Annotated in this window: 20 protein-coding genes; 9 read left to right on the forward strand and 11 right to left on the reverse strand. The window is 66.4% G+C overall.

Translation table 11 applies throughout. The features are described 5' to 3' along the window. The first annotated feature begins 7 nt into the window (after positions 1-7). Entirely contained in the window at positions 8-280 is a 273-nt protein-coding gene (locus AC1RQC_RS05555; RefSeq protein WP_492375393.1) for a type II toxin-antitoxin system Phd/YefM family antitoxin, read from the forward strand. Next, complete coding sequence (locus tag AC1RQC_RS05560) at positions 274-699, forward strand: type II toxin-antitoxin system VapC family toxin (RefSeq protein ID WP_492831088.1); 426 nt, start codon at positions 274-276, stop codon at positions 697-699. Before AC1RQC_RS05555 ends, AC1RQC_RS05560 begins: the two co-directional genes overlap by 7 nt. A gap of 106 nt (positions 700-805) precedes the next feature. Here the strand turns inward: AC1RQC_RS05560 and AC1RQC_RS05565 are convergent, their stop codons facing one another. After that, a complete protein-coding gene (locus tag AC1RQC_RS05565; RefSeq protein WP_492375395.1) occupies positions 806-2,482 on the reverse strand; it encodes an L-lactate permease in 1,677 nt (558 codons plus the stop codon). Between the two features lie 511 nt (positions 2,483-2,993). Here AC1RQC_RS05565 and AC1RQC_RS05570 point away from each other — a divergent pair. Continuing rightward, positions 2,994-3,647, forward strand: a complete 654-nt coding sequence (locus tag AC1RQC_RS05570) for a LysE family translocator (RefSeq protein WP_492882648.1) — start codon at positions 2,994-2,996, stop codon at positions 3,645-3,647. Positions 3,648-3,716: 69 nt separating this feature from the next. Here AC1RQC_RS05570 and AC1RQC_RS05575 read toward each other — a convergent pair whose 3' ends face one another. The 8 genes from AC1RQC_RS05575 to AC1RQC_RS05610 form a co-directional block, all read right to left on the reverse strand. Then, positions 3,717-4,361 (reverse strand): glutathione S-transferase family protein, encoded by a 645-nt coding sequence (locus AC1RQC_RS05575; protein ID WP_492882669.1) that lies wholly within the window; start codon positions 4,359-4,361, stop codon positions 3,717-3,719. Between the two features lie 156 nt (positions 4,362-4,517). After that, positions 4,518-5,705, reverse strand: coding sequence for an aminotransferase-like domain-containing protein (locus tag AC1RQC_RS05580; protein ID WP_492375396.1), 1,188 nt, complete (start codon positions 5,703-5,705; stop codon positions 4,518-4,520). Between the two features lie 39 nt (positions 5,706-5,744). Further along, positions 5,745-6,074, reverse strand: a complete 330-nt coding sequence (locus AC1RQC_RS05585; RefSeq protein WP_043348099.1) for a DHCW motif cupin fold protein — start codon at positions 6,072-6,074, stop codon at positions 5,745-5,747. A 103-nt stretch (positions 6,075-6,177) separates the two neighbouring features. Beyond that, positions 6,178-6,636, reverse strand: a complete 459-nt coding sequence (locus AC1RQC_RS05590; RefSeq protein ID WP_492375397.1) for a RidA family protein — start codon at positions 6,634-6,636, stop codon at positions 6,178-6,180. An 11-nt stretch (positions 6,637-6,647) separates the two neighbouring features. Then, a complete protein-coding gene (locus AC1RQC_RS05595) occupies positions 6,648-7,586 on the reverse strand; it encodes a DMT family transporter (RefSeq protein ID WP_492375411.1) in 939 nt (312 codons plus the stop codon). Between the two features lie 76 nt (positions 7,587-7,662). Beyond that, the gene (locus AC1RQC_RS05600) at positions 7,663-8,301 is read right to left on the reverse strand and encodes a LysE family translocator (protein WP_492375398.1); all 639 of its coding nucleotides are present in this window, start codon (positions 8,299-8,301) and stop codon (positions 7,663-7,665) included. 17 nt (positions 8,302-8,318) lie between these two features. Further along, positions 8,319-9,035, reverse strand: coding sequence for an alanyl-tRNA editing protein (locus AC1RQC_RS05605; RefSeq protein ID WP_492882650.1), 717 nt, complete (start codon positions 9,033-9,035; stop codon positions 8,319-8,321). A gap of 63 nt (positions 9,036-9,098) precedes the next feature. Next, positions 9,099-9,791: a VOC family protein gene (locus AC1RQC_RS05610; protein ID WP_492882652.1), complete on the reverse strand. Its 693-nt coding sequence runs from the start codon at positions 9,789-9,791 to the stop codon at positions 9,099-9,101. A gap of 210 nt (positions 9,792-10,001) precedes the next feature. On the opposite strand from AC1RQC_RS05610, the gene AC1RQC_RS05615 reads away from it, so the two are divergent. The 4 genes from AC1RQC_RS05615 to AC1RQC_RS05630 all read left to right on the forward strand — a co-directional run bounded on the left by AC1RQC_RS05615 (position 10,002) and on the right by AC1RQC_RS05630 (position 15,459). Beyond that, entirely contained in the window at positions 10,002-11,423 is a 1,422-nt protein-coding gene (locus tag AC1RQC_RS05615; RefSeq protein WP_492375412.1) for an aminotransferase-like domain-containing protein, read from the forward strand. A gap of 168 nt (positions 11,424-11,591) precedes the next feature. Beyond that, positions 11,592-13,505 carry a molecular chaperone HtpG gene (htpG, locus tag AC1RQC_RS05620; protein ID WP_492882654.1) on the forward strand — a complete coding sequence of 638 codons (1,914 nt, stop codon included), beginning with the start codon at positions 11,592-11,594 and terminating at the stop codon, positions 13,503-13,505. Between the two features lie 129 nt (positions 13,506-13,634). After that, positions 13,635-14,153 (forward strand): DNA-deoxyinosine glycosylase, encoded by a 519-nt coding sequence (locus AC1RQC_RS05625; RefSeq protein ID WP_492831090.1) that lies wholly within the window; start codon positions 13,635-13,637, stop codon positions 14,151-14,153. Between the two features lie 169 nt (positions 14,154-14,322). After that, positions 14,323-15,459, forward strand: coding sequence for a PLP-dependent cysteine synthase family protein (locus AC1RQC_RS05630; protein WP_492882671.1), 1,137 nt, complete (start codon positions 14,323-14,325; stop codon positions 15,457-15,459). A gap of 29 nt (positions 15,460-15,488) precedes the next feature. Here the strand turns inward: AC1RQC_RS05630 and AC1RQC_RS05635 are convergent, their stop codons facing one another. After that, the gene (locus AC1RQC_RS05635) at positions 15,489-16,184 is read right to left on the reverse strand and encodes a P-loop NTPase family protein (protein ID WP_492375403.1); all 696 of its coding nucleotides are present in this window, start codon (positions 16,182-16,184) and stop codon (positions 15,489-15,491) included. Between the two features lie 261 nt (positions 16,185-16,445). Here AC1RQC_RS05635 and AC1RQC_RS05640 point away from each other — a divergent pair, with 261 nt between their 5' ends. Both AC1RQC_RS05640 and AC1RQC_RS05645 read left to right on the forward strand, forming a co-directional pair. Beyond that, the gene (locus AC1RQC_RS05640; protein WP_492375404.1) at positions 16,446-17,201 is read left to right on the forward strand and encodes a hypothetical protein; all 756 of its coding nucleotides are present in this window, start codon (positions 16,446-16,448) and stop codon (positions 17,199-17,201) included. 74 nt (positions 17,202-17,275) lie between these two features. Next, positions 17,276-18,172, forward strand: coding sequence for a class I SAM-dependent methyltransferase (locus AC1RQC_RS05645; protein ID WP_492813711.1), 897 nt, complete (start codon positions 17,276-17,278; stop codon positions 18,170-18,172). A 76-nt stretch (positions 18,173-18,248) separates the two neighbouring features. On the opposite strand, the gene AC1RQC_RS05650 is transcribed toward AC1RQC_RS05645, so the two are convergent. Beyond that, positions 18,249-19,883, reverse strand: coding sequence for an ABC transporter substrate-binding protein (locus AC1RQC_RS05650; RefSeq protein WP_492375406.1), 1,635 nt, complete (start codon positions 19,881-19,883; stop codon positions 18,249-18,251). Positions 19,884-19,918: the final 35 nt, after the last annotated feature.

Raw genomic sequence — 19,918 nt, forward strand, 5'->3', positions numbered from 1 at the left:
GCACGCTATGCAAACCATCCCATTCTCGGAGGCAAGAGCGCATCTCGCTGATGTGCTTCGGGACGCGGAAAGAGGGCAGGAACCGCTGCTGATCTCCCGGCGCGGTGAGCCGGCTGCAGTGTTGATGTCCTGGTCGCAATACCGGCTGCTTGTCGGTTCCACGTCTGGCTTCTTTGGGCGTTTGAGCGAATGGCGCAGCGAGCACGTGCAAGCGGAAGATGAGGTCGACCCTTTCGAGCATGTGCGTCAACCCGGCGACGGGCGTGACTTCACATGGTGAGCGCTGCGAGTTGGCTGCTGGACACCAACATTGTCTCGGAGGCAATGCGGCCAAAGCCGGATGCAGGCGTCATGGCGAATCTGGCCCGATTCGATGGCGAACTGGTTATTCCGGCGCCGGTCTGGCATGAATTACGTTTTGGCTGGCTGCGCATGCCGGATGGCCAGCGCAAGGACGCGGTTGGCCGTTTCGTGCAGGAAGTGGCGGGTAGCCTGCCGGTCTTGCCCTATGACAGCGCCGCGGCACGGATCCATGCCGAGCTACGCAATTCGCGGGAGCGGGCTGGGCTGAGCCTGCCCTTTGTGGATGGACAGATCGCATCCGTCGCGATGGCGCACGGCCTGACCTTGGTGACGCGCAATGTCAGGGGTTTTGCCGGGCTGCCGGGCTTGCGGCTGGTCAACTGGTTCGGGGGCTGAGTTCGGGGGCTGAGCGCGGGCTCCGGCGCCCAGCTCCCTTTTCGGCTTCCGTCTGGCCCCGCCCATGCACGAGCGGGGATTTATTCATGCCTGCTGGTTCGCCAGCTCAGTGAATCACCATCTGCGTGAACGGATGCACATAAGCCTGCAGCGTAATGAACAGCCCGACCAAGATCGCCAGCGCGATCGAGTGGAAAAACACATAGCGCAGGATATCGCCTTCGTGCCCGTACCACTTGGTGGCGGTGGACGCCACCACGATGGACTGCGCATCGATCATCTTGCCCATCACACCGCCCGAGCTGTTGGCCGAGGCCATCAGGATCGGCGATAGGCCCAGCTGCTCGGCCGTGGTTTTCTGCAGGCCGCCAAAAAGCACGTTGGAGGCGGTGTCGGACCCGGTCAGCGCCACGCCCAGCCAGCCCAGCATGGTGCCAAACAGCGGGTAGAGCACGCCGGTGTGAGCAAAGGCCAGGCCCAGCGTGGCATCCAGGCCCGAGTAACGGGTCAGGTAGCCCACGCCGAACATCGCGCAGATGGTCAGCAGCGAATATTTCACCAGCTTGATGGTCTCCCAGTATTCCTTGATGAGGCGCGGCACGGAGTAGCCCATCAGCAGGCCGCCGAGAATGCCGGAGACCAGGATGCCGGTGCCGGCCATCGACAACACGTTGAACGTGAAGACCGCGCCTTCGGCAGTGGCCTTCGGCACCACCGGCGGCACCTTTAACACGGCTTTGTCCAGGCCGGGGATGGGGAATTTCCATTGCCACAGGCCGTCCATCAGCTTCTTGAATTCCGGCACGCCCCAGACAAAGACGAACACGGTCAGGATCACCCAGGGCATCCAGGCCTTGACCACCGAGATGCCGGCGGAGGCGGCGCTGGCGCGGGCTTCGGCGGCTACCGCTTCGGGGTCGTCGACCTTGGAGTCGTCCCTGCGGCCGAGGATGCGCGTGGAGGTCCAGATTTCCTTGGGCTTCCAGACCTTCAGGAACAGCGTCAGGCAGCCCATCGACACCAGCGCGGCAATCACGTCCACCAGCCAGGGGCCGTGGTAATTCGACACCAGGAACTGCGGCACGGCAAAGGTGACGCCGGCCACCAGGATCGCCGGCCAGATCGCCAGCATGCCGCGGAAGCCGGCAAAGGCCCAGATCAGCCAGAACGGCACGAGCACCGAGAAGAAGGGCAGCTGCCGGCCGACCATGGCCGAGAGGTGCAGCAGGTCCAGGCCCGTCACCGCGGACAGGCCGATCAACGGCGCGCCCAGCGCGCCGAAGGCCACCGGCGCGGTATTGGCGATCAGCGCCAGGCCGGATGCCGCCAGTGGCGAAAAACCGAGGCCGATCAGGATGGCGCCGGTGACCGCCACCGGCGTGCCGAAGCCGGCGGCGCCTTCGAAGAAAGCGCCAAAGCTGAAGGCCACCAGCAGCAGTTGCAGGCGCCGGTCTTCGGTGATGCCGGAGATCGAGTTCTGCAGCACCTTGAAGGAGCCGTTGATGGTGGTCAGCCGGTGCAGGAAGATGATGTTCAGCACGATCCAGCCGATCGGGAACAGGCCCGATACGATGCCCAGGCCGGCGGCCTTGCCAGCCATGTCGGCGGGCATGCCGAATACCGCGGAAGCGATGACCACGCCGACCACGAGCGCCAGCCCGGCGGCCAGGTGGGCCTGCAGGTGAAAGAAGGCTAGCGCCGCCAGCAGTACGGCGACGGGAATCCCCGCAGCCAGCGTGGACAATGCCAGGCTGCCTAGCGGGTCATAGACTTGGGTCCACACGATGAGTCCTCCTCGGGTTGGGGCGACAGGTTGCTTTTGTATTAGAGGCCATTTCAAAAAGATTCTGGCGTCGTTGCGCGGCCTTGCCGTACCCCCTTGTACTGTCTGCGGCCGCGCGCCTAGCCAGAACCGCTTCGCTTCATTTTGAAACGGCCTCTTAGGCCCAGGCTGCCGCGTCGTCTTCTTGTCCGGGCGCGCATTGCGAACCTGCCAAGCTGTCAACCGCGCGACCAGCAAACTTCGGATTTTATGGATGGGTTCCTGCCGCGCCGCCCTAAATCCAGTCACCGTCATCGTGAGCAGGATTCATGGATCAGGGTTTGCCTGGGGGCAGGTTGGCGCACTCGCTGCCTTATTGGCAGAGTACTCCAAACCACTCGATACGCAAATGTATGCTGGCCAGGCCCGTGGTGGCAGAATGTGCCGGTCGTCCTTTTACGCCTTGGCGCTGTCGATAAGCCGGCCGACCGGGCATGAAAGGTGGCGTTCCTGTTTCTGGAGGAGCATTGCCATGCTGCACATCCTTCCCGGCGGTCACGTGCTTGCCGCTTTCCTGCTGTCCAGCCTGTTGCTTGCGGTGACGCCGGGGCCGGCGGTGATCTACATCGTTGCGCGCACGCTGTCGCTAGGCCGGCTTGCGGGCCTGGCTTCGGTGACGGCCGTGGTGTTGGGCAACCTGGTCAATGTGCTGGCGGCCGCGCTGGGGCTGGCGGCGCTGTTCGCGGTATCGTCTCTGGCCTTTGCCGTGATGAAGTACGCCGGCGCGGCCTACCTGGTCTACCTGGGGGTGCGGGCGCTGCGCGCGCGACCGGCCGCTGCTGCGCAGGCGGACCCGGCTGCTGGCAGCGCCGGGCTGCGGCGGGTGTTTCGCGATGGCTTCGTGGTGGCCTTGTTCAACCCCAAGACCACATTGTTCTTCGCGGCCTTCCTGCCGCAGTTCATGGATCCCGCCATCGCGGCGCTGCCGCAGAGCGTGGCCCTGGGCGGCACCTTCGTCCTGATCGCCGCCACCACCGATTGCTGCTATGTGCTGGCCGCGGCGGCGTTGTTGCCGCTGCTCGCGCGCGCCAGGGGCGCGCAGGCCGTGGGCCGCTACCTGACGGGCGGCGCGCTGATCGGGCTGGGGGTGCTGGCCGCGGTGTCGGGCGGGCGCAACAGCAGGTAAATCAGCCAGTAAATCGGCCAGTAAATCAGCCAGTAAATCAGCCAGTAAATCAGCAAATAAGGGGGCGGCTCAGACCAGCGGCAACGTCAGGATGGTGCGGGCGGCAGGCCGTGCACGCATGGCCGCTGCCCAGCGCTCAAGGTGCGGGCGGGGCTGGTGTGTGACCGGCAGGCCCAGCCAGCGGTGGGCGGCGCAGGCAACCGGGATGTCGGCCATGGTGAAGCGGTCGCCGCAGATGAACTCACGCTGCGCCAGGGCTTCGTCGAGCCGGGCCGCGAGCGGTTCGGTGCGTTCCAGGGAGCGGGCGATCAGGTCGGGGTCGCGCTGCTCGGCGGGCAGCCGCACCAGGTGGCGGAATGCGTCGACCATGGCCGGGCTGAAGGCGTTGGTCTGCCAGTCCATCCAGCGGTCGGCCAGCGCGCGCGCCTTGACGTTGCCGGGCCACAGGGTGTCCTCGCCGTCGTGCGCGCACAGGTAGCGCACGATGGCGTTGGATTCCCACAGCACAAAAGGCTCGCCGCCCACGTCGGTGCCGCGGAAATCCTCGATCACCGGGATGCTGCGGTCGGGGTTGAGCCGGACATAGGCCTCGGTGTCGAGGTCGCCCTCGCTGACGCCAATGTCGATGCGTTCGTGGTCCAGGTGCAGCTCGCGCGAGCACCAGACCACTTTTTGCACGTTGATCGATGAGAGTCGACCCCAGATACGCAGCACGAAACCCTTCTCCTCAAGGCGTGGGCCGCGCATGCGCAATGCCTGCGCGTTCGCGGCCCGGACTGACAGGCGATGGCCATTATCTTGCCATGAAGCCCGCCAGCCCGGTATCAGTCAGGAGACGTATCCGTGCCACGCGTGTCGCTCAAGCGACGCTCAGGCGGCCTTGGCTTGCGGCGCGTGCTTGGCGATGGCTTCGCGGAACAGCGTGCCGAGGATGGCCACGCCTTGCTCGATGCGCTCCGGCGCCACCGTGACAAAGGCCAGGCGCAGCGCATTGCGGCGCGGGTTGCTGGCGTAGAACGGCGCGCCCGGCACATAGGCCACATTGCGCTTGACCGCTTCTTGCAGGATCTCCATGCTGTCCAGGCCCTCGGGTAGCTCCATCCAGATGAACATGCCGCCTTCCGGCGCGTTCCAGGTCACGCCTTCCGGCATGTGGCGCGCGAGCGAATCCAGCATGGCCTGGCACTGCGCCGCGTAGAGCGTGCGGATGGTGGGGATATGCGAGTCCAGCAAGCCATCGCGCACCACTTCATAGGCAAGGCGCTGGGTGAAGCTGGGCGTATGCAGGTCCGACGCCTGCTTGGCCTGGCACAGCTTGAAGTGCAGCTCGGGCGGGGCGATCACAAAGCCCAGGCGCAGGCCGGGGGCCAGGATCTTGGAGAACGAGCCCATGTAGATCACGCCGTCGGGGTTCATCGACAGCAGGCTCGGCAACTGGTCGCCGCGATAGCTCAGTTCGCCGTAGGGATCATCCTCGACCAGCAGCACGCCGAGCTCGCGGGCGCGGGCCACCAGGGCCTGGCGGCGCTCCAGCGGCATGCGCCGCCCGGTGGGGTTCTGGAAGTTGGGCAGGGCGTAGAGGAAGCGCGCGCCAGCGGTCAGCTCGGGCGTGAGCGATTCCGGCAGCAGGCTCTTGTCGTCGCCCGGCACCGAGACGAACTCGGGCTCGAACAGCGAGAAGGCTTGCAGCGCGCCAAGGTAGCTGGGCGTTTCCACCAGCACCGGGCTGCCCGGGTCGATCAACACCTTGGCGATCAGGTCCAGCGCCTGCTGCGAGCCGGTGGTGATCAGCACGCGCTCCACATCCACGTGATGGCGCTTGGCGATGAATTCGCGCAGCGGCATGTAGCCTTCGGTGGCGGCGTACTGCAGGGCGGCTTGCGGGTTGTCGGCGAAGATCCGGGCCACCGCCTGTTCCATGGCCGCTACCGGGAAGGTGGCCGGCGACGGCAGGCCGCCCGCGAAGGAAATAACTTCCGGACGCTCGGTCACTTTCAGGATTTCGCGGATAGCCGAGCTGGTCAGCTGTTGCGCCCGGCGGGAAATGGCCCAGTTCATGATGTTCTCTTGGTGTGTGGGGAGTCGGGTTGGCTCGACTCAGTCAACGATAAAAAGCCGCGCCCCGGTCGGGGTGGACGAACGGTGCGGCTCGGCCTGGTCGGCGACCTGGTAGCTCGTGCCCGCGCGGAGCACGAAATGCCGGCCGTCTTCCAGCTCGGTATGCAACTCGCCTTCCAGCACAAAAAGGATGTGCCCTTTGGTGCACCAGTGATCGGCGAGATACCCGGCAGAATACTCCACCATGCGAACGCGGATGTCGCCGAACTGGCGGGTGCGCCAGAGGGCTTCCCCGGTGTCGCCGGGGTGGCGGGTCGGGGTGATGTCGGACCAGTCGGTGGTGCCGAAAGGCAGGTTGTCGATGCGCATGGGTGGGCGGTGCCTTCAGTTGGTTGGGCGCAGGGCGGGGGTATCCCCCGGTCCCTGGCCTGACTTCCATTCACTTGGTTCTGCTTTCTTGCTTCACGCCGGCTTACTTCACTTCGACGATCATCTCGATCTCGACGCAGGCGCCCAGCGGGACCTGCGCTACGCCAAAGGCGCTGCGGGCATGCTTGCCGGCTTCGCCGAAGACTTCCGCCAGCAACTCCGAGGCGCCGTTGGTCACCAGGTGCTGCTCGGTGAAGTCTTCCGTGGAGTTGACCAGGCTCATCACCTTGACGATGCGGGTGACGCGGTCCAGGTCGCCGCCCAGGTGGGTGTTCAGCGTGGCCAGCAGGTCCACGGCGATGGCGCGAGCGGCAACCTTGCCGTCTTCGGTGCCAAGGTCCTTGCCCAGCTTGCCTACCCAGGGTTTGCCATCCTTGCGGGCAATGTGGCCCGAAAGGAACACGGTGTTGCCGGTTTGCGCGGCCATGACGTAGGCGGCGGCCGGTGCGCCAGCGGTCGGCAGTGCGATGCCGAGGCGGGCAAGGGTGTCGTGAACGGACATAGGGTCTCCAGTCAGAGGGATCGTGCCGTAGGGGCAGGGTGGGGTTCTTCGGCGGCGGGCGCGGGCATGGGACTCGCGGGGGCGCTGCGCACGGCGGTCCGGCGGCCCAGGGCTACCACGCCGATCACCGCCACCGCAAACGCCAGGGTGACGGCATCAAGCGGTTCGGCCAGCAGCAGGGCGCCGCCCGCCAGCGTGAGGAACGGCTGCAGCAATTGTATCTGCCCGACGCGCGCCACGCCGCCTTTTGCGAGCCCGGCGTACCAGAACAGGAAGCCGATGAACATCGAGAATACGGAAACATAGCCCATGCCGAGCCAGGCGCGCGGCGAGGCGGCTGCGATCTGGCCGGCATGCGCAAGCCCCAGCCAGGCCACCACCGGCAGCAGCAGCGGCAGTGCCACGGCCAGCGCCCAGCTGATGGTTTCCAGCCCGCCAAGCTCGCGCGACAGCTTGCCGCCCTCGGCATAGCCCAGCGCACCCAGCACCATCGCCGCGAACAGCAGCCAGTCGGCATGCTGCAGCCCGCCGGCGCCTTGCCACAGGGCAAAGGCGACCACCAGCGCACTGCCGGCGGCGGCCGACAGCCAGAACGCCGGCGATGGCCGCTCGCGGCCGAACCAGGCGGCGAAGACCGCCGTGGCCAGCGGCAGCAGGCCGGTAATGATGGCGCCGTGGCCGGCCGGCACTTCACGCATGGCCAGTGAGGAAAACAGCGGAAAGCCCACCACCACGCCCAGCGAGGTGACCCCCAGGCGCCACCACTGGCCGCCCCGGGGACGGCGCGCGCGGGCGAACGCGCCGCGCTGCCACAGCAGCACCAGCGCCAGCAGCGCCGCCACCACCGCACGGCCGAGCGCGACGAAGGTGGCGTCCAGCTCGGCCACCGCCATGCGCGTGAAGGGCAAGGTCTGGCTGAACACGGCCACGCCGACTAAGCCGAGCAGCATGCCGCCGCCGTGGGTGTCGGCAGGGGCGCTAGCGATGGGTTGGACAGAGGTGGTTTTGGCAGCCATGGCGTTTGAATTAGTGCAGGGTGGGCCGGCCAGCCAGCGCAATCCACAGCGCCGTGAGTGCCAGCGCCAGGCCCATTGCGCGGTTGAACCAGCGGATGCGGTGGCCAACCTGCAGCCATTGCCGCAGCGTGGCGCCAATCACGCCGTACACGCCATTGCTGACAAAGCCGAACACGCCGAACACCGCGCACACCAGCACGGCCCGATGCACCGGCGACTGCGCGCCTGCCATATAGGAGGCGGCTGTAGCCAGCGCCAGCATCCACGCCTTGATATTGGCGTACTGCAGCACGGCCGACTGCCACACCGACAGCGGGCGCAGCACCTGTTTGTCCGACAGCACGGTACTGCGCGCCAGTTTGAGCGCCAGCCACAGCAGGTAGAGCACGCCGGCGGCATGCACCAGCAGCGCTAGCGCCGGGCTGGCCAGGATCAGCGCGCCCACGCCCGCCGCGCACAGCGCCAGGATGCTGGCAAAGCCGAACGCGACGCCCACGCAGTGCGGCAGCGTGGCGCGCAGGCCAAAGTTGGCGCCGGTGACCGCGGCAATCGTCGTGTTGGGGCCGGGCGTGAAGGCGCCGACTGCCATGAGCGACAGCAGCGCGGCGAACTGGGCGGCCGACAGCCCGGTGAGCAGAGCGGGATCCATCTATCGTCCTGCCGCTCTCACGCTGCGAACTGCACGACCACGCGGCGGTTGGTGCGGCTCTTCTTCTCGATCTTGGTCACCAGCACGGCGCCGATCTCGCCGGTGGCCGCGACATGGGTGCCGCCGCAAGGCTGGCGGTCCACGCCGGGGATGTCGATGATGCGGATGACGCCGCTGCCCGCGGGCGGCGCCGCGCCCACCGTGCGCACCAGCTCGGGCTGCTCGGCGAGTTGCTCGGACGTGATGCGCTCCACCTGCACGCGGCTGTCGGCATCGATCAGCGCATTGAGCTGCTCGGTGAGCACGGCCTTGTCGAGCGTGGATTCCGGCAGGTCGAAGTCGATGCGCGCCGAGTCGGGCGAGATGCCGCAGCCGGTCACTGGCACCGGGATCAGCGAGCCCAGCAGGTGCAGGCAGGTATGCAGCCGCATCAGCCGGTGGCGGCGCTCCCAGTCGATCGTGACGGCCACGATGTCGCCCGCCTCCGGCAGCGCCGTACCCGGCGCCGGGACGTGCAGGATATGGCTGCGGTCCGGGGCGTACACGGTTTCCAGCAGTGCGATGGTCGCGCCGTTGGCCAGCTTGAGCGTGCCGGTATCGCCCGCCTGGCCGCCGCTGCGCGCGTAGCACACGGTCTGGTCGAGCTCGATGCCGTCAGCGTGAACGGCTACCACGGTGGCGGTGCAGCTGCCGAGATAGGCGTCGTCGTCGAAGCGTTTGCGGGTGGCGGACATCAGAGGGGCTCCTTGGCGGTTGTTCTAGTTGTGACAGATTTTTTTTGTCTTGCGGCGTGCGGCTCAGCGCAGCGTGCGCACGCCATCGGGCGTTTCTATCTCCGCGCTCAGTTCCGCGAGCGTGGATGCTTCCGGGACGAACCGGGTGCCGCCCAGCCATTGCAAGGCCTCCGCGAGCCGCGCGGCCTGTGGATGGCGTGCCCGCAGCGAGCGCAGCGCCAGGCCCTGGTTCGGCAGCCGGGACGACGGATGGGTCGAGACATCCCACTGGATCAGCGTGGGGAGGATGCCGTCGCCCGGCGTCGCCGGGCCGTCCGTGCCATCCGCATCGTCAGCCGGCCACGCGGGCAGGCTGCCGTCTTGCGGCACGGTGATGCGCCAGCGCAGGTCGCCACGGGTCATCGGGATGACCGGCGGGATGCGCGTGGGGTACTGCGCCTGCCACAGGGACAGGTCGGTGGGGCGTTCCACCCGCGCGACCCAGTGCATCAGGAAGGGACCATGGCGCAGCCGGGCCTGCACTGCCTCGGTGTCCAGGCCAAACCAGCGCGGCCGCATGGGGGCCGGTGCCTCGGGGTCGATGGCGATGACTTCCAGGTAGATGCCGCCGAACAGGCCGAGCAGGCAATTGTGGGTGCCCATGCCAGGGTGCGCGCCGCCCGGCTGGGGCGTCACGCCGAGCGCGTCGGCGACATGCTGCGCCCCCGCTTCAAGCGTGGGGGCGGCGATCACGAGATGGTCGAGGGCAATTGTCATTGTGTGTTGATGGTAGACAAGGTTGTCGGTACAGTACCGATACAGTTATGCAGAACATTCTCAGTACAGTGGCGGGAGCAAGGCATGAACAGCAGGGAACCGGTTGCGCCAGGGCTCAAGGATAAAGAAGCCGGGGCAGGCAAGCAGGAGGGCGCGGCTTTCCACGCTGGCGAAGAGGCTGGCGAGCAGGTGCGCTCATTGCGCCTGGTCATGCCGCCCCCCACCGAGCGCATGCCCGACCCTGTGCCCTCGGCGCAGATGACGCTGGTGGAGCAGTTGACCGAGTGGGCGCGGCTGCGCATCGACGAGCGGGTCTTCCGCGCCGGCATGCGCATGCCCTCGATTCGCCAGCTTGCGCAGGAAAAGGGCATCTCGCGCTTCACCGTGGTCGAGGCCTATGAGCGGCTGGTGGCGCTGGGCTACCTCGAATCCCGCCGCGGCTCAGGCTTCTACGTGCGCGAGCGCACGCCGCAAGTGGTGCCGGTGGCCCCGGTCTCGACCGGCGCGCGCAACATCGACGTAACCTGGCTGCTGCGCAGCATGTTCCACTCGACCGAGCCGCATAAGTCTCCGGGGATGGGCTTCCTGCCCAACGACTGGCTCGACGGCGACCTGATCGCCAGCGCGCTGCGCGGGCTGGGCCGCCAGCCGGGCAGCCATTTCCTGGCCAGTGGCACGCCGCAGGGCTTCCTGCCTTTGCGCCAGCAACTGCGCAACCGCCTGGCCGAACTGGAGATCGGCGCCACCCCCGAGCAGATCGTGCTTACCTCCGGCATCACCCAGGCGCTCGACCTGATCGCGCGGCTCTACCTGCGCCCCGGCGACGCCGTGCTGGTGGGCGACCCGGCGTGGTTCGTCATGTTCGGCCGCTTCGCCGCCCAGGGCGCGCAGCTGATCGGCATGCCTTACACCGCCGAGGGCCCGGACCTGGAGGCGCTGGAGCGCATCCTGCAGGCGCGCCGCCCGCGCCTGATGGTGATCAACTCGGTGCTGCACAACCCCACCGGCACCTCGCTGTCGGCCGCCAAGGCCTTCCAGCTGCTGCGCCTCGCCGAGCAGTACGACCTGCTGATCGTCGAGGACGACATCTATTGCGACCTGTGCCCGCCAGGTCACTCCGCCACCCGGCTGGCCAGCCTGGACCAGCTGCGCCGGGTGATCTACCTGGGCAGCTTTTCCAAGACGCTGGCCGCCAATCTGCGCGTGGGCTTTATCGCCGCCCATCCGGAGCTGGTCGCCAGCCTGACCGACAGCAAGCTGCTGGCGGGCCTGGCCTCGCCGGAGATCAACGAGCGCGTGCTGTACAAGGTGTTGACCGAAGGCCATTACCGCAAGCACGTGGAGCGCGTGCGCAACCGGCTTGACCGGGCGCGCGACGAGACCCGGCGCACCATTGAGCGGATGGGCCTGTCGCTCTTTGCAGGCCAGCACGCCGGCATGTACCTGTGGGCGGACACCGGGCGCGATACCAACGCCATCGCCGTCGCCGGGCATGAGGAGGGCTACCTGTTCGCCCCCGGCAGCTTGTTCTCGCCGTCGCAGATGCCGTCCGGCTGGATGCGCTTCAATGTGGCTAGCAGCCAGGACCCTGCCATGCTGGCCTTCCTGGCGCGCCAGCTGGAGCGGCGCTAACCGGGGCCTAACCTGGTCCTAGCCGGGCCATGTCTTGAAAACCGGTCGGATGCCCTTATGTCTCGGGTCACCGGCCTGACGCCGGCCCGCAGCCCCCGGCTGCCGGCCCGTCACATTGCCTAGATTCCCAAATCAGCCAAGTTTGCCAAGATTGTTAAGAGGAGAACCATGACCGCACCGCACGAGACGATGAGCTTCCAGGCGGAAGTGAAGCAACTGCTGCACCTGATGATCCACTCGCTGTACAGCAACAAGGAAATTTTCCTGCGCGAGCTGGTTTCGAATGCTTCCGACGCCACTGACAAGCTGCGCTTCGAGGCGATTGCCAACCCGGCCCTGCTCGAGAACGACGCCGACCTGGCGATCCGCATCGAGGCCGACGCCAAGGCCCGCACGCTGAAGATCACCGACAACGGCATCGGCATGAGCCGCGACGAGGCGATCCGCAACCTTGGCACCATCGCCCGCTCGGGCACCAAGGAATTCTTCCAGCAGCTCTCCGGCGACCAGCAGAAGGACGCCGCCCTGATCGGCCAGTTCGGCGTGGGCTTCTATTCGGCGTTCATCGTGGCTGACAAGGTCACCGTGGAAACGCGGCGCGCCGGCCTGCCCGCCAGCGAAGCCGTACGCTGGGAAAGCGCAGGCGATGGCGAGTTCACCGTCGATGCCATCGATCGTGCCGAGCGCGGTTCCACCATCACGCTGCACCTGCGCGAAGGCGAGGACGATTTCCTCTCCGCCTGGAAGATCAAGGGCATCATCCAGAAATATTCCGACCACATCTCGCTGCCGATACGCATGCCCAAGGAAGTCTGGGATGCCGAGACCAGCGCCTACAAGGACACGGGCGAGTGGGAGAGCGTGAACCAGGCCAGCGCCCTGTGGACCCGCTCCAAATCGGACATCACCGAAGAGCAGTACACCGCTTTCTACCAGCACATCGCGCACGACAACGAAGCGCCGCTGGCCTACACCCATAACCGCGTCGAAGGCCGTAGCGAATACACGCAGCTGCTGTACGTGCCGGCGCGTGCGCCGTTCGATATGTGGGACCGCAACCACAAGGCCGGCCTCAAGCTCTATGTGAAGCGCGTCTTCATCATGGACGATGCCGAGCAGTTGCTGCCGGCATACCTGCGCTTCGTCAAGGGCGTGGTGGATTCGGCCGACCTGCCGCTCAACGTCTCGCGCGAACTGCTGCAGGAAAGCCGCGACGTGAAGGCCATCCGCGAAGGCTGCACCAAGCGCGTGCTGTCGATGCTGGAAACGCTGGCGGACAGCGAGGACGAAGCCGAACGCGCCAAGTACACCACCTTCTGGCAGCAGTTCGGCCAGGTGCTCAAGGAAGGCCTGGGCGAAGACGCCGTCAACCTGGAGCGCATCGCCAAGCTGGTGCGCTTTGCCTCCACGCATCAGGACAGCGCCGAGCAGAGCGTGGCGCTGGCTGCCTACGTGGGCCGCATGAAGGAAGGCCAGGACAAGATCTACTACGTCACGGCCGATAGCTGGGCCGCGGCCAAGTCGAGCCCGCACCTGGAAGTGTTCCGCAAGAAGGGCATCGAAGTCCTGCTGCTGACGGACCGCGTGGACGAATGGATGCTGTCCTTCCTGCGCGAGTTCGATGGCAAGGAACTGGTCTCGGTGGCACGCGGCGACCTGGAGCTTGGCGCGCTGGCCGACGCCGACGAGAAGGCCGAGCAGGAAAAGGCCGAAGGCGATTGGAAGGACGTGCTGGAACGCGCCAAGGCTGTGCTGGATGGCAAGGCCAAGGACGTGCGCGTCACGCTGCGCCTGACCGAGTCGGCATCCTGCCTGGTGTCGGACGAAGGCGACATGAGCGGCTACCTGCAACGCCTGCTGAAGCAGGCCGGCCAGAAGGCGCCCGACGCCCAGCCCATCCTGGAGCTGAACCCCGACCACGCGCTGGTGAAAAAGCTGCGCGCGCTGGTGGAGGCCGGTCCCACGGACGACGCCTTCGGCGACCGCGTGCACGTACTGTTCGACCAGGCCCTGCTGGCCGAGGGCGGCACGCTCGAAGACCCCTCGATCTACGTGCAGCGCGTCAACAAGCTGCTGGCGTAAGCGTAGCGGGTTTGCTCCCTCTCCCGCCTGCGGGAGAGGGACCGGGAGAGGGCGGGCGCCGGCAGCAAGCATGATGCATGCAAGCCGCGCAGGCGCCCGTCCTCCCCCGGGGCCAAGTACACTCACCCCATGCCCGTCCCATCTCCCGCATCCCCTCTGGTTCTCCCCCCCGATCTACAGCAAGGCCTTGCACCGGTCATCGATCGGCACATCCGCGTACTGGTGCTGGGCAGCTTTCCCGGCGCGGCGTCGCTGGCGGCGCAGCAGTATTACGCGCATCCACGCAACCAGTTCTGGCCGCTGCTGGGCGCGCTGACCGGCGAGCCCCTGCCTGCTTTGCCTTACGCCGATCGTTTGGCGCGGTTGCTGTCCCACGGCATCGGCGTGTGGGATGTGCTCGGCGCCTGCGTGCGCGAGGGCAGCCTGGACAGCAATATCCGCCATCCGCAGGCCAACGACTTCGTGCGGCTCAAGGCGCTGGCGCCTGCGTTGCGCCGCGTCGGCTTTAACGGCGGTACGTCGGGTCGTTTCGCCGCGCAGTTTGAGGCGGCAGGCTATGAGACTGTGGTGCTGCCCTCATCGAGCCCGGCACATGCGGCGCGCAATTTTGAGCAGAAGCTGGCGTTGTGGCGTGCGCTGCTGAACTAAGCGCTGATATTCGTGCCGGCGGGCAAGCCGTCGGCTGCCGCAGAGGGGCAAATTACCGCAGAGTCGCTCGGGCGTCTATGATCGAAATCTCGATATGCCAACCGGCGCGAAGCCGCGCCGGGCGCCCAAGGCTGTTGTTTTGTTCGCAGTCATTTCAGTGAAGGTTCCCATGCCACGCTCTGACTGGACCCGCGAAGCGATTCGCAAGATCGAAGCCGACTTCAACCGCTGCGCCGATACGCATCTGATTCCGCTGGACCTGCCGGGATATCCGCAAATCCGCTTCTATTTCAAGGATGAATCCAGCCATCCGACCGGCAGCCTGAAACATCGCCTGGCGAGATCGCTGTTTCTCTACGCGCTTTGCAATGGCTGGCTGAACGAAAAAAGCACCGTCGTGGAGGCGTCCAGCGGCTCGACGGCCATCTCCGAAGCCTACTTTGCCAGGCTGCTCGGCTTGCCCTTCGTGGCGGTGATTCCGGCGGGTACCTCAAGGGCGAAAATCGAGGCGATCGAATTCTATGGCGGGCGCTGCCAACTGGTTGCCAATCCGGCGGACATCTATACGGAATCGCACTGCATAGCGGTGGAAACCGGTGGCCATTTCATGGACCAGTTCACCTATGCGGAGCGTGCTACCGACTGGCGCGCCAACAACAATATCGCCGAGTCGATTTTCAAGCAGATGGCTGACGAGGAATACCCGGTTCCGACGTGGCTCGTGGCCAGCGGAGGCACCGGTGGCACCGTCGCAACATTGGGCCGCTACGTTGCCTACAGCCGGCATAGAACCCGCATTCTTTGCGCCGACCCGGAGAACTCCGTATTTTTTGACTATTTCAAAAGCATGCTGGCGGGCCAGCCGGACAGCAGCCTGAGCCTGGACGTCGGCTCGCGGATCGAGGGCATCGGCCGCCCGCGTGTCGAGCGCTCCTTTATTCCGACGTGCATCGATGCGATGCTCAAGGTACCCGATGCCTTGTCCTTTGCCGCGATGCGCTATCTGGCCGCGCGCTTCGGCCGTCGCGTGGGCGGCTCGACAGGCACCAACTTCGTCGGTGTGCTGTACCTGGCCGAGCGGATGGCGGCGGCGGGCGAGCAGGGCGCCATCGTCGGCTTGCTGTGTGATAGCGGTGAACGCTATGGCAATACTTACTATGATGATGCATGGTACCGGGCGCAGGGAATTCCCGTCGCGCAGCCCGATGCCCTGATCGCTCGCGCAGTCAACGGCGAACCGCTGCTGACACGGCAGGCTCATGCGGGGAGCGAGGCTGCGGGGCTTGGGGTTCAGGACGCATCCTAGCTGCCGAGATCAACTGCCAGCGATTCCACTCACAACGCCAGCGCAGCCATCTCCCCATAGGCCCGGTTCAGCCAGACCTTGACGCGCTGGCGCTCCAGCATGCCGAGCCCGGTGGCGGCGCGCTCCGGATGATTGACCGCGGCCCAGAAGCTGGTGCTTTGCTGATCGATCTTCTGCATGGTCGTATCGGGCAGGTGGCGTAGCGTCATCACGCTGGCGCCCAGCGCTTCGGCGCGGGCGCGTTCGCCCGAGGCTTCCAGGATCTCGAAGCGATCGCCGCGGACTTCATTGAGGACCAGCACCAGCTTGATGCGGCCGCCGAACTGGTCAAGCCACTGGCGCAGCAGGTCGACCGAGTCGCGGCCCGCATCCATCACGTGCCACCAGGTGAGCGTCAGGCCATGCGCTTCGGCCAGCGCCAGCACGTCGGCGTCGTCCATCCATTTTGCTAGTGCGTGCTGCGTCTGGGCCGCGAGGTCGACCAGGATGCGCCGCTGCGGGTCTTCCACGGCGTGCTCGATAATGGGGTCCAGGCTGTCGTGCTTGTCCAGCACGGCGGGCGCGGCAAAGTCGGCATAGAAGCGCAGCAGGGCGCCGTGCGACTTGTCGGTGTCGAAGCCCAGGAACGGCATGCTCCGGTCGATAAAATGCTGGGCTAGCAGGCGGGCGACGAGCGATTTGCCGACGCCGCCTTTTTCACCACCGATGAAGTGGATGTAGCTCATATCTGCGGATCCTTTGTCGTGGGGGCCAGGTTTGGGGGGAGCGTCTCGGGCCTTGGTAAGGCAAGCCAGGCAGGTATGCCAGGAAGCCAAGCGCAGAACGTAAGCGCAGAACGTAGACGCAAGACAGCCTTACCGTAAAAGGCATTTGTGACAGTAGCAAGTAGCATGCCGCATCGGGCACCCCGGCCGCATCTGTCACAATCACGGCTATGCATGCCGGTGGGAAGCCCGCCGGCCAACGCTTTGCAGGATAGATAGACAATGCCGTATCTAGGAATTGGTTTTCACGTCATCATCGCCGTGTTCTTCGCCGTGCACGCGGTGCGCACCCAGCAGAACATGTACTGGCTGCTGATCCTGTTCGCCTTCCCGGGCCTGGGCAGCGTGGTGTATTTCTTCGCCATCTACCTGCCCGGGCTGCGCCAGACGCGGGGTGCGCGGGCCGCCAAGCGCGCCATTGGCCAGTTGGTCGATCCCAACCGCGCGGTGCGCGAGGCGCGCGACGCGTTCGACCGCGCGCCCACCGTCGATCACCGCATGCGCCTGGGCGCCGCCTTGCTCGAGGCCGGCGAGTCCAAGGCTGCGCTGGAACACTATGAGGCCGCCGCCAGCGGGCCGTTCGCCACCGACCCGGCGCTGCTGCTGGGGTTGGCGCGCGCGCAGTTCGCCACCGGTGGCCATGCCGCTGCCGTGGCGGCGCTGGAGCGCTTGTTCGCCTCCCAGCCCCAGGCCCGCCAGCAAGCGGACCCTGCATTGCTGTACGCTCGCGCGCTGGCCGCGTCGGACGCGCCCGGCACGCGGGCTGCATTCGAGCAGGCGCTGACTTGCGCCAGCGATGCCGCCGCGCGCTGCCTGTTTGCCGACTGGCTGACGGCCCGCGGGGAACCGGCCGACCGCGAGCGCGCCCAGGCGCTGTACGCGGAGATCGTGCACGACGGCAAGCACTGGCCGCGCCACGCCCGCGAGCACAACCGGGAGTGGCTGCAGCGTGCCCAGGGCGCGCTCGGCAAAGCCTGATCCCGGGTCGATCCGAACTGACTTACGTGCGGCCCCGCTGGGCGGCACGCTTACACGCATTCTTCCTGACCACCATGACTCTTCTCAAACGCAAATCGATTGAAGCCGTGGCCTCGCGCCGTCCCGCGCGCGGCGCGCGCAGCCCTGAGGACGGACGCGGCGCACGCAGCGCGCAAGCTGCGCAGCGCGAGGAAAAGCGCATGACCCCGCGCTTCGCGCCGGTGACCTTCTCCGAGATGGACGGTGTGCGCTACCTGCATTTCGGCACCGAATGGGTGCAAGGCGCCATGCGCCTGCGCAAGCCCGATGCCATCGAGCTGGAGTACGCGCAGCAGATGATGGCGTGGCTGTTGTTCCTGTCGCCCTCGGCGCCGGAGTTTCACGTGACGCAGCTGGGCCTGGGCGCGGCTGCGCTCACCAAGTTCTGCCATCGCCAGTTCAGCCGCGCGCGGGTGACGGCGGTGGAGCTCAACCCGGCCGTGATCATTGCGGGCCGCAGCATGTTCGGCCTGCGTGAAGACGACGAGCGCCTTACCGTGCGGGAGCAGGATGCGTGGGATTACGTGATGGATGGCGCGCACACCGGCGCGCTGGATGTGCTGCAGGTGGACCTGTATGACGCCACCGCGCGCGGGCCGGTGCTTGACACCACGGCGTTCTACAAGGCGTGCCGCCGTGTGCTCAAGGCGCCGGGCGTGATGACGATCAACCTGTTCGGCGATCACGACAGTTTCCCGAAGAACATCGTGCGGATCTGCGAAGCGTTTGATAACCGCGTGCTGGTGTTCCCCGAAGTGCACGACGGCAATGTCATTGCGCTTGCCTTCAATGGGCCGGCAATCGATGTGTCGTGGGACGTGCTGGAGATTCGCGCGAAGGTGCTGGAGGATACGACCGGGTTGCCGGCGCGCGAATGGGTGAAGGGTTTGCGCGCGGCGAACGCAAACCAGGAAGACGGCCTGCGGATCTGATTCAAGCTGCCAGGTAGGTGGCGGCGCCGGGTTCAACGCCCAACGCCGCCTCGCGAAACGCCTCTCTGCCTCTCTCTTACTGCTTGTGGAAGAACTGCGCCAGCGACCATTCGTCGGTGCGCGCTTCGTACTTCAGGTCCTTGCGCATGGCCCACATCGCCAGCTGGCTGTGCGAGGGGATGATGGCGTGGTCGGCCAGGGCGAACCTGGCTGCGGCGCGGGCGTTTTCCTCGCGGGCCTTGTCGCTGGTCACCGTGGTCAGCGATTTCTCGATCAGCTGGTCGAGCTGGGTATTGCTGTATTTGCCCCAGTTCCACGTGCCGTATCCCGTCTTGGGGTTCGGCGTGCCGGTGATCGATCGCAGCGCCACGTCGGCCGCTGCCGAGCCCCAGCCCAGCATCTCGAACGCAAAGTCGCCCTGGCGCGCACGGGTGAAGTACGCGGCTACCGGTAGCGTTTCCACCTTGGTCTGGATGCCGATGCGCGTGAGCATGCTGGCGGTGGCCTGTGCCACGGCAGCATCGTTCAGGTAGCGGTTGTTGGTGGCGTGCAGCGTCAGGCCGAACCCATCCGGATAGCCCGCCGCGGCCAGCAGCTTCTTGGCGCCTTCGGGGTCATAGGCCTCTGGCTTGGTGCCGGGGTGGCCGAAGATCTGCGGCGAGACGATCGACGAGGCCGGCACGGCCAGGCCTTCCATGATGCGGCTGACGATGGCGTCGCGGTTCAGCGCGCGGCTGATGGCGGCACGCACGCGTGCGTCCTTGAAGGGGTTCTTGCCCAGCGGCTTGCCGGCCTTGTCGGTGACGTAGGGCGGGTTGTCGCGCGACTGGTCCATCTGCCAGAAGATGGTGCGCCACGAGACCTGCTGCTCGATGCGGAACTTGGGGTTCTGCCTGAGCTTGGCCACGTCCGCGGACGGCACGCTTTCGATCACGTCGACGTCGCCGGACAGCAGCGCCGCGCTGCGCGCGCCGTTGTCCGTGATGATGCGAAAGATCGCGCGATCCCATTCCGTCTTCGGGCCCCAGTAGTCGGGGTTCTTCGCCATCACGATTTCCTGCCCGCGCGCGAAGCGCACGAACTTGAATGGGCCGGTGCCGATCATCGCCTTGCCGGAGTCGAAATCCGCCTGGCTCAGTGTGGCAGCTACCTTCTTCGGCATGATCGGCACGCTGTTCAGGTCGTTGGCCAGGTTGGCGTAGTTCGGCACGCTCATGGTCAGGCGCACGGTCAACGGGTCGGGCGTGTCGATGCGCGCGATCGGCTTGGTGTAGCTGGTGAAGGAACCCGGGCTGTTGGTGAGCTTGTCGGGGCGCTCGAGCGAGGCCTTGACGTCTTCGCTGGTAAACGGCGTGCCGTCATGCCATTTCACGTTGGGGCGCAGCTTGATTTCCCAGGTGATGGCGTTGACCGGTTTCCACGACAGCGCCAGGCCGGGGATGTAGCGGGCATTCTTGTCGAGGAACACCAGCGACTCGAAGATATGCAGCGCGATGGCGTTGTTGGGGCCGGAGTTGTTCCACTGCGGGTCCATCGAGGTCACGTCGGCGGACAAGCCGATGCGCAGGTCTTCGGCCTGCGCCGCACCGGCGGGCAACAGCATCAGCGCGGCACTGCCGAGCGCGAGCGCGGCACCGGCTTGCAGCAGCGCGCGGCGCGGCATCATGGCGGCGAGGCTGGAGGTGTGGCGTGTGCGGCGTGTGGCGGTCATCGGGATGCGCTCCTCGTACGGGCCGTCGCCAGGAT

Source organism: Cupriavidus sp. GW822-FHT03E04, from assembly GCF_058801495.1.